General features: G+C 33.5%; 16 protein-coding genes. 7 read left to right on the forward strand and 9 right to left on the reverse strand.

All coding sequences use genetic code 11. From position 1 onward, the window contains the following. Positions 1-2: 2 nt before the first annotated feature. The 5 genes from sufC to sufB all read right to left on the reverse strand — a co-directional run bounded on the left by sufC (position 3) and on the right by sufB (position 4,059). Positions 3-800, reverse strand: coding sequence for a Fe-S cluster assembly ATPase SufC (sufC, locus tag Anndu_RS03350; protein WP_464103010.1), 798 nt, complete (start codon positions 798-800; stop codon positions 3-5). A gap of 89 nt (positions 801-889) precedes the next feature. Next, positions 890-1,756 (reverse strand): Rpn family recombination-promoting nuclease/putative transposase, encoded by an 867-nt coding sequence (locus tag Anndu_RS03355; RefSeq protein ID WP_464103011.1) that lies wholly within the window; start codon positions 1,754-1,756, stop codon positions 890-892. Between the two features lie 40 nt (positions 1,757-1,796). Continuing rightward, entirely contained in the window at positions 1,797-1,967 is a 171-nt protein-coding gene (locus Anndu_RS03360) for a hypothetical protein (protein WP_464103012.1), read from the reverse strand. Then, positions 1,948-2,535: a zeta toxin family protein gene (locus Anndu_RS03365; protein ID WP_464103013.1), complete on the reverse strand. Its 588-nt coding sequence runs from the start codon at positions 2,533-2,535 to the stop codon at positions 1,948-1,950. The genes Anndu_RS03360 and Anndu_RS03365 overlap by 20 nt, the downstream gene beginning before the upstream one ends. Before the next feature lie 84 nt (positions 2,536-2,619). Beyond that, on the reverse strand, positions 2,620-4,059 hold the full coding sequence (gene sufB, locus Anndu_RS03370) for a Fe-S cluster assembly protein SufB (RefSeq protein ID WP_464103014.1): 1,440 nt from the start codon (positions 4,057-4,059) through the stop codon (positions 2,620-2,622). Positions 4,060-4,430: 371 nt separating this feature from the next. Here sufB and sufR point away from each other — a divergent pair, with 371 nt between their 5' ends. The 6 genes from sufR to pdxH all read left to right on the forward strand — a co-directional run bounded on the left by sufR (position 4,431) and on the right by pdxH (position 7,697). Then, positions 4,431-5,075, forward strand: a complete 645-nt coding sequence (sufR, locus tag Anndu_RS03375) for an iron-sulfur cluster biosynthesis transcriptional regulator SufR (RefSeq protein WP_464103015.1) — start codon at positions 4,431-4,433, stop codon at positions 5,073-5,075. A 152-nt stretch (positions 5,076-5,227) separates the two neighbouring features. Continuing rightward, positions 5,228-5,476, forward strand: coding sequence for a hypothetical protein (locus tag Anndu_RS03380; RefSeq protein ID WP_464103016.1), 249 nt, complete (start codon positions 5,228-5,230; stop codon positions 5,474-5,476). An 83-nt stretch (positions 5,477-5,559) separates the two neighbouring features. After that, positions 5,560-5,754, forward strand: coding sequence for a heavy-metal-associated domain-containing protein (locus tag Anndu_RS03385; RefSeq protein ID WP_464103017.1), 195 nt, complete (start codon positions 5,560-5,562; stop codon positions 5,752-5,754). Positions 5,755-5,834: 80 nt separating this feature from the next. Next, positions 5,835-6,179 carry a YbaB/EbfC family nucleoid-associated protein gene (locus Anndu_RS03390; RefSeq protein WP_464104026.1) on the forward strand — a complete coding sequence of 115 codons (345 nt, stop codon included), beginning with the start codon at positions 5,835-5,837 and terminating at the stop codon, positions 6,177-6,179. A gap of 93 nt (positions 6,180-6,272) precedes the next feature. Further along, a complete protein-coding gene (locus Anndu_RS03395; RefSeq protein ID WP_464103018.1) occupies positions 6,273-7,013 on the forward strand; it encodes an HAD family hydrolase in 741 nt (246 codons plus the stop codon). Between the two features lie 48 nt (positions 7,014-7,061). Next, a complete protein-coding gene (gene pdxH, locus Anndu_RS03400) occupies positions 7,062-7,697 on the forward strand; it encodes a pyridoxamine 5'-phosphate oxidase (protein ID WP_464104027.1) in 636 nt (211 codons plus the stop codon). A gap of 15 nt (positions 7,698-7,712) precedes the next feature. Here pdxH and Anndu_RS03405 read toward each other — a convergent pair whose 3' ends face one another. Continuing rightward, positions 7,713-8,876: a cysteine desulfurase family protein gene (locus Anndu_RS03405; protein WP_464103019.1), complete on the reverse strand. Its 1,164-nt coding sequence runs from the start codon at positions 8,874-8,876 to the stop codon at positions 7,713-7,715. 22 nt (positions 8,877-8,898) lie between these two features. After that, a complete protein-coding gene (locus tag Anndu_RS03410; RefSeq protein ID WP_464103020.1) occupies positions 8,899-9,774 on the reverse strand; it encodes a tetratricopeptide repeat protein in 876 nt (291 codons plus the stop codon). 301 nt (positions 9,775-10,075) lie between these two features. Here Anndu_RS03410 and Anndu_RS03415 point away from each other — a divergent pair, with 301 nt between their 5' ends. Beyond that, entirely contained in the window at positions 10,076-11,143 is a 1,068-nt protein-coding gene (locus Anndu_RS03415) for an energy transducer TonB (RefSeq protein WP_464103021.1), read from the forward strand. Positions 11,144-11,255: 112 nt separating this feature from the next. On the opposite strand, the gene der is transcribed toward Anndu_RS03415, so the two are convergent. Next, positions 11,256-12,620, reverse strand: a complete 1,365-nt coding sequence (der, locus tag Anndu_RS03420) for a ribosome biogenesis GTPase Der (protein WP_464103022.1) — start codon at positions 12,618-12,620, stop codon at positions 11,256-11,258. Positions 12,621-12,786: 166 nt separating this feature from the next. Next, a complete protein-coding gene (locus Anndu_RS03425) occupies positions 12,787-15,027 on the reverse strand; it encodes a hypothetical protein (protein ID WP_464103023.1) in 2,241 nt (746 codons plus the stop codon). Positions 15,028-15,044: the final 17 nt, after the last annotated feature.

Raw genomic sequence — 15,044 nt, forward strand, 5'->3', positions numbered from 1 at the left:
GATTAACCTCCCACTCCAACTAATTGTTTTTCGGCAATTTCATCTAAGAAATCATAGCCTTTTTCTTCCAATTCTAAAGCCAATTCTTTACCGCCACTGGTGATAATTCTACCATCATACATTACATGAACAAAATCAGGTTCAATGTAATCTAATAAGCGTTGATAATGGGTAATAACTAAAGAACAAGTATGGGGGGTTGCTAATTGATTGACACCGTTAGCAACTATTCTTAAAGCATCAATATCTAAGCCGGAATCAGTCTCATCTAAAATAGATAAAGTAGGCTCTAATAATGCCATTTGTAAAATCTCATTGCGTTTTTTTTCACCACCGGAAAACCCTTCATTTAAACTTCTTTGAAGAAAGGCGGGATCCATTTTTACAACGTCTAATTTTTCCTCTACTAAATCTTCAAATTCAAACACATCTACTTCCTCTAAACCTAAATATTTTTGTTTAGCATTGTAGGCAACTCTTAAAAATTCTAAGTTACTAACTCCCGGAATTTCTAAAGGATATTGAAAAGCTAAAAAGATACCTGCTAAAGCTCGATCTTCAGGCTCTTTTTCTAATAAGTTTTCCCCTTTATAAATAATTTCTCCGCCCGTTACTTCGTAGGCAGGATGGCCGGCTAAAACTTTAGAAAAAGTGCTTTTTCCTGAGCCATTGCGCCCCATAATAGCGTGAACTTCTCCCTCTTTAACTTCTAAGTTAAGCCCTTTTAAAATGGGTGTACCGTTCACATTAGCGGTTAAATTTTTAACGGATAAAATTAATTTGCTATTTTCTATAATCATAATTAAATTGTGTTAATAAATTAAGGTTGTAAGTTGATTTAATAATCTTTTTAGATTTTATCATAAAATGTATTTTTTGTCATTATTTTTTAGTTTAATTTTAACTGTTGAATTTCAGCTAAAGTTAAGCCAGTAGTTTGAGAAATTGTCTCATCATCTAACACATTAATTAATTTTTGAGCAATGTCTAAGGCTTTTTGTTTTTCACCTTGTTTAATTCCCTGTTTAATTCCTTCTTCAATACCCTGATTTTTAGCTTTAAGAATGGCATTTTTTTGATCATGAATATAGATTTCTCTTTTCTGTAAATCTTCTAATTCATCTCTGGTTAAGCCTGATTCATTAGCAATTTGAAATGCTTTTTTAATGGGTTTAATTTCTTCCATATTAGCAGGTATTTCTTCTAATTCTCTTGCCATTTTTAAAAAATAAATCCATTTATCCGTTACTGTTTCTAATTCTGTTAATTCTTTCTTAAATTTTGGTAATTCTACAAACACTAATTCTAAATCATCTATGGAATAATCAACTAAATAATCTTTTTCTTTTAAGATAAATTTCGAGATAACTTTTTCCATTTCAAACATATTAAAATCAGTAATTGTTAAGGCAATTACCGGATTTAATAGGGTATAATCTTCCCCTGTTTCTAACTGAATGGAATAGGCTTTAGCCGCATTATATAAAATGCGTTTTTCAAAGCCTTCTACATTTAAAACTTGCATTTCAATAATCACAGTTTTATTACCTGTAATTTTCGCCCTCACATCTAAATAAGTATCTTTAATTCCTCTAATAGCAGGGGCTTGATAGGGATTTAAAATTGTTAAATCTTCAATGATATTATTACCTTCATATAAAATACTATTAAGAAAACTGATCAAAATATCTTTACTTTGATCCGATCCAAAAATTTTTTTAAAGGCAAAATCGGTTTTAGGGTTAATAAATCTCATATTTGTTCTAATTTTGCTTGTGATAAAATAAGATTAATTTCTATTGTTTAATAATTGGTATTTGATCGGCTGATAAAATGACTACTTGATCATCTTGCCAAATTGCAATAGATTCACCTAATTTTTTATGTTTTTCTATTGCAGAATTAATGGCTTTTTTTACTCCTTGATCTATTTTTTGTGATAATAATTCAGTTTTTTGATTGTTCATTATTTACCTTAATTATCTTTGAATATATTTGATTATCATAAATAATTATTTCTTGATTAAGTGTTTTTTCTGATATTAATTGAATTGGTAAACTAGAGTTATCATAAATAATCCATGTATCACATAAGGCTAAATAGTTATTAATTAAGTTTTTTTGTCCTCTGTAATATCTACGAATTATCACATCTTCTGGAATATTATGTCCTCCGCTTTTAACTCTTTGTTTTACCCTTTCTATAGCAAGTTTAGGGCTTTTTAACCAAAAATAAATTAAATTTATTTGATAATTTTGATTTTGACATTGTTTTAAGAATTTCACATAATTTAAACCTGATAATGTAGTTTCAAAAGCAAAATCTATTTGATTTTTGACTAAATAATCTAGTCGTTTTAACATTAATTTTCCTGCTTGTATTGCTACATTTTCAGGGCGAAAAGGTGAAATTCCTTTGGCTATTTCATCGGCATTTACATATTCATAAACATCTAAAAAATAGGGTAAGATTGTTTTAGCTGTGGTGGTTTTGCCTGAACCATTTGCACCGCTAATTATATATAAATTAGGCATTTTATACTGATAAAATTTTGATTTTTTAACAGGCAAGATGTCTGTTCCACAGATTAATAATAACTATTAACTATCAACTATTAATTATCCCACAGTGCCTTCTAATTTTAAGCTTAATAATTTATCGGCTTCGGCGGCAAATTCCATCGGTAATTCATTTAATACATCTTTACAGAAACCTCCTACTAACATTGAGATCGCATTTTCTTCAGAAATACCCCTTTGAGCAAAGAAAAATAATTGATCTTCTCCTATTTTTGAGGTTGATGCTTCATGTTCAACTTTGGCAGTATTATTATCAACTTGTATGTAGGGGAAAGTATTAGCTGAAGCTTGATCTCCTATTAACATTGAGTCACATTGGGAGTAATTTCTTGCTCCTTTTGCTTTAGGATTAATTTTGACTAAGCCTCGATAACTATTACTTGATTTTCCCGCAGAAATTCCTTTAGAAATAATTGTACTTTTCGTATTATTTCCCACATGGATCATTTTTGTTCCTGTGTCAGCTTGTTGTTTATTATTTGTTAGGGCGATCGAGTAAAATTCCCCTACAGAATTATCACCCACTAACACACAACTGGGATATTTCCAAGTAATAGCTGAACCTGTCTCAACTTGTGTCCAAGAAATCTTAGAATTTACCCCTTTACATAGGCCTCTTTTTGTTACAAAATTGTAAATTCCTCCCTTGCCATTTTCATCTCCAGCATACCAATTTTGCACCGTAGAATATTTAATATCAGCGTCATCTAATGCCACTAATTCTACTACGGCCGCATGAAGCTGATTGCTGTCATACATGGGGGCTGTACACCCTTCTAAATAACTAACTGATGCTCCCTCTTCTGCTACTATTAAAGTGCGCTCAAATTGTCCGGTATCACCATTATTAATTCTGAAATAAGTTGACAATTCCATTGGACATTTTACCCCTTTAGGAATAAATACAAATGAACCGTCACTAAAGACCGCAGAATTTAACGCAGAAAAGTAATTATCGGCAATGGGAACGACAGAACCTAAATACTTTTTAACTAATTCTGGATGCTCTTGTAATGCTTCGGAAATTGAACAGAAAATAACCCCATCTTTAGCTAATTTTTCTTTAAATGTGGTGGCTACAGATACACTGTCAAAAATTGCGTCCACTGCCACATTTCCTAATCTTTTTTGTTCCGATAAGGGAATACCTAATTTTTCAAATGTTTCTAATAAAGTGGGATCAACTTCCTCTAAACTATTTAGTTTTTCCTTCTTTTGTTTGGGTGCAGAATAGTAAATTATATCTTGATAATTGATCGGAGGATAGTTAACATCAGCCCAATTTGGTTCGCTCATTTTTAACCATTGATGGTAAGCTTTTAAGCGAAATTCTAACATAAATTCTGGCTCGTTTTTCTTAGCAGAAATTAAGCGGATAATATCCTCATTTAAACCACGAGGAATAGTATCTGCTTCAATATCAGTCACAAATCCATATTTATATGGTTGATTTACCAATGTTTTTACTGTTGTACTCATAATAAAAATTGTTCTCTTGTTTAGGATAACTAAATAGTTAAAAAGTCAGGAAATTTTTAAATTAGCTCTGGGGGAGAAGTTAGGGTTAAAAACCTTGATTAGTAAGGCTTTGACCTCTGCTTTTTCTCGGCTTGTCCTCATTTATGTATATATGATTACCATAGCTAATTATCTATCATGCACTAAAATAACAAATAAAACTGTTTGTTAATGCTAAAATCTTAATCTACTGTACTATAATCATAGTAAAGCAATTAATTTGTTGTTTTACTCTTATTGTAGAATATATTAACAACAAATATGTTGTCAAACGAAAAAATTTTTAGTTTCTATAAATTCATCTTGAGATAGTACATTTTTTCTAGGATAATATGACCACCACTCAACACGCCTCCACTAAACAGGATATTTTAGATTATTTACTCAAGCAGGGAGAAGGTACGGCTTTAGAGTTGGCTGAAACCTTTGATATTAGCCCTCAAGCTACCCGCCGACATCTCAAAGACCTTGAAGAAATGGGTTTAATCGAGTTTAAGTCGGTACAGACTGGCATGGGGCGACCTAACCATGTTTATCAACTCAGTCGTTTAGGGCGCGATCGCTATCCCCATCGTTATGGAGAATTTACAATTTCCTTTTTAGATACTTTAATGGAGACGGTAGGAGAGGAACAAGTTGCAGAAGTTTTGCAGAAACAATGGCAAAGAAAAGCATTAGAATATCGGGAAAAAATAGGTGAAGGAACTTTAAAAGAAAGGATTAATAATTTAGTTTCTATTCGTCAGCAAGAAGGCTATATGGCGGAATTACATATTATCAAACGCTCTCAAGAATTGGAACAATTTGTATTAGCTGAACATCACTGTGCGATCTCAGATGTGGCGGAATCTTTTCCTAATATTTGTGGTCATGAATTAGAGATGTTTTCTGATATTTTACCTGATTGTGTTGTAGAAAGAACCCATTGGATTAATAATGGTGAACATAGTTGTGGCTATTTAATTAAAGCTAAATAGATTTATTATTTGTTATTGGTTAGGAAGAAAATTCGGGGATTTTCTTTAAAGATAAAAGTTAGTCTTTAATTATCTAAAAAATCTCCGACTTTTGAATCACAAATGTAGCTTTTTATTATATAATAAATAACAATTAATCATTAATAATCAATATGTCAGAAAATCCTGCTCAATTTTTAACTTTAGAAGAATCACAAAAAGTTGATCAAGCTTTGCTTACTTCTTCGGAAAAATTTTTAACTCGTTTAACTATTTCTTCTTTAAAACTTTTAACTATTATTGCTCAAGAATATCAAGTTAATCTGGAAAATTTAACTTGCGATCAAATTATTCAATGGTTTGAAAAAGAAGCTAAAATTAGATTTGAACAGGGAGCGGATGCTTCTGTGTTAAAATGGTAATTAAATAATTGACAATTGACAATTGACACTGGACAATTAAACTGGAATTAATTGTACAAATAACAAATAACAAATAACTAATTATGATTACTTTAAAAGTGCCAACGATCGCCTGTGAAGTTTGTGCAAATAATATTACTAAGGCCATTAAAAATAATATTAGTAATGCTCAAGTTTCTATTGATATAAATAGTAAAATCGTGACAGTAGAAAGTGACGATATTACTGAAGATCAATTACAAAAAATAATTACTCAAACAGGTCATGAAGTGGCATAATTTCAGAAATTAGCCACAATGACTTAAACTATGATACATTATTGAAATGTAAACTTTTAAATAAAAAAATAAATCTAAAAATTATGGCTGGAAAAGGATTTGGTTTAGGCTTAGGAAAAATGAGGGAAATTGCTGAGGCATTTAAAAAAGCACAGCAAGTTCAAGAAGGGGCGCAACAACTTCAAGAAGATCTGGAAAAAATGGAAATTTCCGGTAAAAGTTCTGATAATTTAGTTGAAGTGGTTTTAAGTGGAAACCAAGAGCCTTTAAATGTGATAATTTCCGCAGATGCAATGGGTAAAAGTGCGCAAGAACTTTCGGTCTTGACTTTAGAAGCGATGAAAAATGCTTATCAAACTTCTACCCAAACTATGCGCGAAAAAATGGAAGAATTAACCAGTGGTTTAAATATTCCGGGTTTATAATTAATTCAGACTAATTTAAGATGATTTTATCTTAATTAATTGGCAACAGGTTAACTCCTGTTGCTTAAAAAGTAAGTTCATAGAGGTTATTGAGTGGTAAATATTCAAGTAAAAAATATTAAATTTACAGAAATTGAAGGTATTATTTTTGATAAAGATGGGACTTTACAAGACTCCCATCAGTTTTTATGGGCATTGGCGATCAAACGTGCCAGAATGGTAGATGCTCAAGTGCCTGGTATTGGTGAGCCTTTATTAATGGCTTTTGGGGTACAGGATCAATATTTGGATCCCACTGGTTTAATGGCGGTGGGCAGTCATAAGGAAAATGAAATTGCGGCGGCGGCCTATATTGCGGAAACTGGCCGCAGTTGGTATGAGGCTAAAAATATGGCTAAAATTGCTTTTGAACAGGCGGATCAATATCTGAGCGATCGCAGTGAAACTTCTCCTTTATTTACCGGAAGTTTAGAGGTAATCAGAGAATTAGCTGAGGGAGGATTAAAATTAGGGATATTATCCGCTGATTCTACGGAAAATGTAGAAAAATTCGTCAAAGATCATCAATTATCAGCTTATATTAGTTTAATGATGGGGGTAGACGGTGGTTTAACTAAGCCCGATCCCCGTTTATTTTTAGAAGCTTGTCAAAAATTGGGGATCAAAGCTCAGAAAACGCTGATGGTAGGGGATGCGTTAGGGGATATTTCAATGGCTCACAATGCTCAGGCGGCTGGGGCGATCGGTATCTGTTGGGGAAAACCGGAAGCCTCCCATTTAGAAACGGCGGATATTACCATCTCATCTTTAGATCAAATTATAATTTGTGATTAGTCATTGGTCATTTATTAACTATCAATTATCCATTATTAATTATCTATGATGTCTATTGCTGATTTAAGATTAAATTATACCAAGGGAGGCTTATTAGAAACACAAGCCGATCCCGATCCCATTGCTCAGTTTAAGCTCTGGTTTGATCAGGCTTTAAACTCAGAATTGTTAGAGCCTAACGCCATGACCCTTGCCACCACAACGTCAGACGGTAAACCTTCCGCCAGAATTGTCTTGTTAAAAGCCTTTGATCAAAGGGGATTTGTCTTTTTTACTAATTATAAAAGCCAAAAAGGACAAAAAATAAGTCAAAATCCTTACGCATCTCTTGTTTTTTGGTGGGGAGAATTAGAGCGTCAAGTGAGGATTGAAGGTAAAGTTGAAAAAATAAACTCTGAAGAATCCGATCAATATTTTTATTCACGTCCGAGAGACTCACAATTGGGCGCATGGGTATCTCAACAAAGTGAAGTGATCCCCTCAAGGGAAATTTTAGATCAAAATTTTGCGAAATTAAAAGAAGACTATGAAGATCAAACGATCCCACGGCCTGAACATTGGGGCGGTTTTCGAGTGATCCCCGATGCGATCGAATTTTGGCAGGGGCGACCGAACCGTTTACACGATCGCCTCCGTTATCGGCGGGAAAATGGGCTTTGGCTCAGAGACAGACTAGCCCCCTAAAGGTTTGAGGTCAAATTAAAAATTTTTGGCCATGCGTAAAGCTTGGATCGTGGAAACGGTTGCTTCAGCCACCTGATCAATGTCTTGTTGCGTGTTAAAACGCCCGATCCCGAAACGTAAAGAAGCATAAGCCAATTTTTCCGAATGACCTAAAGCCGTTAAAACGTGGGAAGGTGCAGAGGCGGTGGAAGAACACGCCGATCCCGAAGACAAAGCCACGATCGGCTGTAAACCTAATAATAAAGCGCCTCCGTCCACACCTTCCACACTCAGATTAAGATTACCGCTTAAGCGTTGAGTCGGATGGCCATTGAGGTGAATGCCTTGTAAATGGCTGATTTTCTGCCAAAGTTGATCCCTTAAGGCTTGTAAACGCTCATTTTCAGAGTCCATTTTTTCTAAAGCCAATTCTACTGCTTTGCCAAAACCCACGATCTGAGGGGTGTACAATGTACCCGATCGCAGACCCCTTTCCTGTCCCCCCCCTTGGATCTGGGAAGCTAACTTAACTCTTGGCTCACGACGACGCACATATAAAGCCCCGATCCCCTTCGCTCCATAAATTTTATGAGCAGTTAAAGACATCAGATCTATCTTCATATTTTGAACATCTAAAGGAATTTTTCCTAAAGCTTGAGCCGCATCACAATGGAATAAAATTTGTTGATGATGACAAATTTCTCCTATTTCTTGAATTGGTTGTAATACCCCAATTTCATTATTGGCCGCCATCACGGAAACTAAAATTGTATCAGAACGAAGGGCTTTTTTAAACTCGTTTAAATCTATTAAACCATCTTTTTGCACAGGTAAAAATGTCACCTGAAAACCTAATTTTTCTAAATATAAACAAGGATCCAAAACCGCACGATGTTCCGTTTGAACCGTAATAATATGTCTACCTTGATTAAAATAGGCCTCAGCTACCCCTTTAATGGCTAAATTATTTGCCTCTGTCGCCCCACTGGTAAAAATAATTTCTGAAGCAGTGGCATTAATGGCTTGGGCAACCATATTTCTGGCTTTTTTTACACCTGCTTCTGCCTCCCAACCATAAAGATGATTAATACTAGAAGGATTGCCAAAATGTTCAGTAAAATAGGGTAACATCGCCTCTAAAACTTGAGGATCAACTGGTGTGGTAGCATGACAGTCAAGATAAATAGGACGTTGGGACATTATTTGTTATTTATATGATTGATTATTGGTTTTCGAGATCGGGAATGGGCAGTTGTCGTAATAAAGCTTGAATGCGAGAGGTTTCAATCAGAGTTTTCGTATCTTCTAATAATTGATCCCCCCAGAGATTTTCTTTCAAAAAGTTTAAATCAGCATAACGGGAATCTAATCTTAAAGCAGATTCAGCTAAAGCAAAAGCCTTATCCCTTTGTCCTTGATCATACCATGCCACAGCAAGGGCTAAAAGGGGTTCAGTGGCTTGATCATCAACTTCAGTGGCTTGTTCCCAATATTCCATCGCGCGATCGATTTCCCCCTGTTCATAATAAATTAAACCAATATTATTCAAAGAAGGCCAAAACTGGGCTTCAAGGGAAATGGACTTTTGATAAACCTCGATCGCCTCTGGATAGCGTTTTAACATTAAATAAGTATTACCTAGATCAAATAAACCATTAACCGAGTCGGGTTTAAGTATTAAAGCATCCTCTAACTTTTGTGCGGCCATTTCATAATCAGCCGTTTGAAAATAAACCGATCCCAAACTGAATAAAATCCCAGCCTCACGGGGATTGAGAAGATAAGCCCGTTGTAAAGCTTTCAAGGCCTCGTCAAATTTTTTTTGTTGACTCAACAGAGAGCCTAAAATAAACCAACTTTCATAATTCTCAGAAGCTAATTGTGTGGCGAGTTGGGCATAAGGTAAAGCCAAATCAATTTGTTGAAAGCGAACTAACTGGATCGCATCTTCAATTAATTCCTGCCCTTGAGCCTCTAAATGTTCAGAATTTAAGTCAATGGCATAGGGTAAAAGGGCTTGAGCGCAAACCCCTCCCACCGAAAAAGTGGTAAGATTTAAACAGGTAAAAAGAGAAATTAACCAAGAGCGTTTAGGCATTTTTTGTCAAAAAATCAATAATAATTATTATATTCTTATTTTTCATTATAACTAGATGTTGACAAATCTAGCTTGGGACAATTTTTTAAGAACTTGACCATAATTTTTTTAATTATCCATTCTTGTCCACTGAATAACTAGATCTTAAATGATTCTAAATGGAACAATCAATGACATAATTAAATCTTTATAATTATTAATCGTTCAACAATTGACCATTGAGAGTGGATAGTTAATTATCAATTTTCTATTGTCAAAGATTTTTTATTTATAAATTAATTAATAAATTAACTAACTAACTATGTCTAAATTAACTTATTTAAAATCTTTATCTGATCAATTAATACAACCTCTTAATCTAGGTTTTGGCATCTCTTTTGTCTTACATGGGTTAGTCGCAGTATTTTTTCCGGCCTTAAGTAAATTAGCGGATAATTCAACCCCCAAAATCCCTCAAACTGTGCGTATTGTAACATTAAGTGAACAAGATCAAGCCCGTTTACCTAATTTAGCGGCCACTGCAAACGCTTCTTTACCTACTAATTCCTTACCATTACCCAATATTAATACTCCTTTACCCTCACAAAATCTTCTTTTACCCCCCGATCTGCCTCAAAATCTTAATCGGGGCTTTTCTTATCCTCCAATGAGACCAAATCTTCCTTCATTATCGGATAATAATAATAATATTACAGTTCCACCAACGAAGCGTTATGTAATTAATTCAGAAAATCAAACTACTTCTAATCGTCAAAGAATTAATAATAATAATTCTATTCGAGAAGGAAGTCCTTTACCACCTCCTCCCGCAATGCAAACTGCAAAAAATCCTAATAATACTAACAACAATAATACGAATACAAATAATACTAATTCTAACAATAATATTAACAATAATAATAACACACAAAGCAATGGTAATGGGGAAAATGATTACTGTAAAAATAACTCTAGTGATCCTATTTGTAACCGTGAAATAATTAATTTTAGAGGTACTTATCCTCAAGGTGCCTGTACTGAAAAACTAGAACAAACAGTATTTTATGTAGTAGGAATTGATCCTCAAGGAAATTTAACAAATATAACCTTGAGGCCTGGTGAGGGTATTTTCGCACCGGCCGCCCGTGAATTTTTGAATAATCAATCTTTTGGCAATGATACCGGACGTTATAAAATCTATGCTGGGGAAATTTCATTTACTTATGATCCGAACCGTTGTAACCAACCAACAGTAGAACCAACTCCCGAACCGACTCCCGAACCAACTCCCGAACCAACCACTGAACCAACTCCCGAACCAACTCCCGAACCAACCACTGAACCAACTCCCCCTCAAGAGACCACTTCTGAAAATAACAATCAATTATAATTAATCGTTGAAAATTGTTAACCTTATTTAATCTTTTTGATATTCTAAATTTAGGTAGAGAAGTAATAAATTACTTCTCTACAATTATTCTAAAATTAATTTAATTTTCTCCTTAAACTTTAACCGCTCGATTGACAGTTTCTCTCTCCATTTCTCTGGCTTTTTTACCACGCCAAACTATGCGAATAGGTGTTCCTTGAAAACCTAAATGTTGACGAAATTGCCGATCAATATAACGGCGATAATTTTCATTAAATCTTTTGGGATCATTAACAAATAAAGCGATGGTTGGCGGTTGACTTCTTACCTGTGTACCGTAATAAATTTTACCTTGTTTTCCTTGGCGAGAAGTGGGGGGAGTGTGCCATGTGACGGCTTCTTTGATAACTTCATTAATAACAGATGTGCTAATTCTTCTGTTATATTGTTCATAAGAAATGACCACAGATTCTAATATTTTATCAACCCTTTTTCCTGTTACTGCACTGGTAAAAATTAAATCAGCCCAATCCATGTAATAAAGGCGATCAAAAATGATTTTTTTCTGGTCATAAATTGTATAAGAATCTTTCTCCACTGCATCCCATTTATTAGCAATAATAATCACTGCTTTTCCTTCTTCAATGATGCGCCCTGCTAATTTTAAATCTTGCTCTGTAATACCATCTAAAACATCAATTACAAATAATACTACATCACAACGTCTAATCGCTTTAAAAGAACGATTAATGCTGAAAAATTCCGCCCCATATTCCACATTTTTTTTCCGCCGAATCCCTGCTGTATCAATTAAACGGAAAATTTGTCCGTTTCTTTCTACAATCATATCAATAGTATCTCTGGTTGTACCGGAGATTGGACTCACAATTGCTCTATTTTCTCCGGTGATGGCATTCAGTAAACTCGATTTTCCTACGTTGGGACGACCCACGATCGCCACTTTTATTTCTGAGGTTTCTTCCAATTGATCAGACTCAGGAAAAAATTTAATCACTTCGTCTAATAGTTCACCTGTACCACTACCATGAATACCAGAGATGGGATAGGGTTCGCCCAAACCTAAAGACCAAAACTGAGCGGCTTGGGTTAAACCATGCTCAATAGACTCACATTTATTAACGGCGAGTAAGATGGGTACGGACTGATGGCGTAGCCAGTGGGCTATTTCCTCATCGGCCGCCGTCACGCCTAGCTGGCCATCTACGACAAAAATCGCCACAGAAGCCTCATTTAAAGCCATTGTAGCTTGTTCACGGATTAGGGGTAAAAACTCAGTATCATCATCAAAAACTAAGCCCCCCGTGTCCACAATTTGAAAATCTCGATCGCTCCAGAATGCGGGGCGATAGGTGCGATCACGGGTGATCCCCGGCTCATCATGGACGATCGCCTGTTGATCTCCTGCAATGCGGTTAACAAGGGTTGATTTACCCACATTAGGGCGACCAATTACAGCAACAATCGGTAATTTTTTCATAATTAAGTAATAAATAATAAGTAACAAATAATAAGAATAAAGTATGAACGATCAACGATAAAAATTAACAAATAAAGAATAAAAAATAAATTTTTATTGATTATAGCAGAAATAGGATTGCTTTTAAGAAAATAAATTTTAGATAGAAGAAATAACCAATAAAAATTTAAAGTTTAGGTAAAATTTCGGGTAAAAATTTGCTAGGAATTTTGGATAAAGCAGAAGTTTGGCCTGCCATTCCTTCCTGTTCAAATTTAGTTTTAATTGTTTTAATAATAGCATTAAAAGCCGTTTGATAATTGTCAGTATTTATTTTCTCTCCTTCTAATACTTTAACATAACTAATTAAAGCTAAATCAAGATAATGACTTTTTTCAAGTTGGGATAAATTTAAACAGTAATTATTGGCAATTTGATAATTAATTAAACCTAAGTTATTTAAGGTTACTAAAAATTCAAAATTGACCGCAATAGGGGGTTGATTTTTGCTTAATAAATCTACAAAATAAAGGGCAATTTCATAGGCAGTAATTGACTGTTGTAAATAATTATACCACTGTTGAGAATCATGTTGATTTTGTTCAGCTAAATGCCAATAAGCAGTACCTAAATTATTTTGAGTGGCCGCATAGGCGGCTGGGGCTGTTTCAGGAGTTCGATATTTTAAAGCTTGATGATAACAATTAATAGCATTATTGAGCCATTTTTGCGGTTCTTCATAATTAGATAAATTCCAATAAGCAGTACCTATATTATTTTGAATCATTGCCCAATTATGACCATCAATTTCTGAATTATATTGCTCTAAAGCTTCTTGATAAGCTTTAATTGCATTTTTTAAATTATGAATTGATTTTGTTAATTGGGATAAATGCCAATAGGCCGTACCTAAATTATTTTGAGTTGCTCCATATTTAATTTGATCTTCATCTTTTGAACGAAATTTTAAAGCTTCTTGATAAGATTCGATGGAATATTTTAGATTAATTTCGGGATCATTATATCTAGCTAAATCACTATAAACTGCCCCTAAATTATTTTGAATCATCGCATAAGTTTGACTTAAATCTAACGGTAATTGATGAATTTTATATAACGCTAATTGATAAGATTGAATGGCTATTTTTAATAAATTAGTAATTTCTTCTGTTTGTTCAATTTGACGAGATAACATCCAATATAAATTACCTAAATCATTTAAAAGATCGGGTAAATTTTGATCCTGTTCAGGTAAATATTTTAACCCATATTGATAGGCTTGAATTGCTATTTTTAAATTTTCTTTACTTACTTCTCCTGCCGCTATGCGATCTCGATATTGATAGGCCACTTGAAAAGAAGCAGTTGCTATAATTTCAGGGGGATAATTTAATGTTTCTAAAGTTTCTAAGTCTTCAAGATTATTTAATGATAAAGATTGATTTTTCCATTCTTTTTCTATTTTTATTTCCCTTGAGTTTTCCCCTTCATTAATAGTTATTAATTGATTATTTTCATCACTTTTATCCGTTTGATTTTCAGGTAAATTAATTTGAAAATTAAATTGTAATTCTTCTTCTGAAATTAAATTTTCTCCTAATGCTTCAGCATCAACTTCTTCTAAGTCTTCTTCTGTGATTAATTCCTGACTTAAATTAGGAGGAATTACTAAATTAAATTCTTCTGCTACTTCAGATAATTCTTCATCCTGAATAATATTACCACTTTGATCATAATTAACTAAATTAAATAAATATTCATCATCATCAAGATCAACAATAGGGCTGATGGTTTCGGTCACTTTTTCCGGTAAAATTGGCTCTTGAATAAGATTAAAATGAGACTCATTTTGATAGTTAAAAACAAAATAAGAATCATGGGAATTAGAGGTTAATTCAGGCTTAGAAATAGCTGAAATTACAGGAGTAGGCTCACCTTCAAATTCAAATATTCCCGTATGCCAACACCAAAATTCAGGCACAGTATTTTGAATATAATTTAACCAAGGGCGAGACACCCATAATAATAAATTAAAATCTAAATTATGAATATATTTTTTGATATAACTTAAACTTTTAATAAATTTTCGTTGAATTTCTGGTGTTTCTTTAGTTAATTTTTCAATGCCAATAATTTGAAAATAAATTCTTTGATCTGGTAAAATATTAGATTGATTTTGTTTAAACCATTGTGCAATTTGATGCCAAAAATTAGGGGAAGCTAAATTCAAATTAATTGACACAAAAAGACTAGAATTATCATTTTCAATTGAATCATAATGTAAACTAGGATAAATTTCCCGATCTAAACTAGCCACATAATGATCCCGAAGATTAATATTCTCACAAACCGCCATTAAAATTTGACGGCGCAACCCTAAACTTAGCGCTTGTTTTAACCTTTGATATGTTTGTTGATTTTGATTCAATGTTTTAATTTATGGTA

It is taken from the genome of Annamia dubia NIES-4383 (genome assembly GCF_055394725.1).

Excerpts from the sequence above, each read along its gene's own strand:
- Anndu_RS03380 (WP_464103016.1), top strand. The coding sequence starts at position 5,228 with ATGTCAGAAAATCCTGCTCAATTTTTAACTTTAGAAGAATCACAAAAA.
- sufR (WP_464103015.1), top strand. The coding sequence starts at position 4,431 with ATGACCACCACTCAACACGCCTCCACTAAACAGGATATTTTAGATTAT.
- pdxH (WP_464104027.1), top strand. The coding sequence starts at position 7,062 with ATGTCTATTGCTGATTTAAGATTAAATTATACCAAGGGAGGCTTATTA.
- Anndu_RS03385 (WP_464103017.1), top strand. The coding sequence starts at position 5,560 with ATGATTACTTTAAAAGTGCCAACGATCGCCTGTGAAGTTTGTGCAAAT.
- der (WP_464103022.1), bottom strand. The coding sequence starts at position 12,620 with ATGAAAAAATTACCGATTGTTGCTGTAATTGGTCGCCCTAATGTGGGT.
- Anndu_RS03355 (WP_464103011.1), bottom strand. The coding sequence starts at position 1,756 with ATGAGATTTATTAACCCTAAAACCGATTTTGCCTTTAAAAAAATTTTT.
- Anndu_RS03405 (WP_464103019.1), bottom strand. The coding sequence starts at position 8,876 with ATGTCCCAACGTCCTATTTATCTTGACTGTCATGCTACCACACCAGTT.
- Anndu_RS03360 (WP_464103012.1), bottom strand. The coding sequence starts at position 1,967 with ATGAACAATCAAAAAACTGAATTATTATCACAAAAAATAGATCAAGGA.
- sufC (WP_464103010.1), bottom strand. The coding sequence starts at position 800 with ATGATTATAGAAAATAGCAAATTAATTTTATCCGTTAAAAATTTAACC.
- Anndu_RS03415 (WP_464103021.1), top strand. The coding sequence starts at position 10,076 with ATGTCTAAATTAACTTATTTAAAATCTTTATCTGATCAATTAATACAA.
- Anndu_RS03410 (WP_464103020.1), bottom strand. The coding sequence starts at position 9,774 with ATGCCTAAACGCTCTTGGTTAATTTCTCTTTTTACCTGTTTAAATCTT.
- sufB (WP_464103014.1), bottom strand. The coding sequence starts at position 4,059 with ATGAGTACAACAGTAAAAACATTGGTAAATCAACCATATAAATATGGA.
- Anndu_RS03365 (WP_464103013.1), bottom strand. The coding sequence starts at position 2,535 with ATGCCTAATTTATATATAATTAGCGGTGCAAATGGTTCAGGCAAAACC.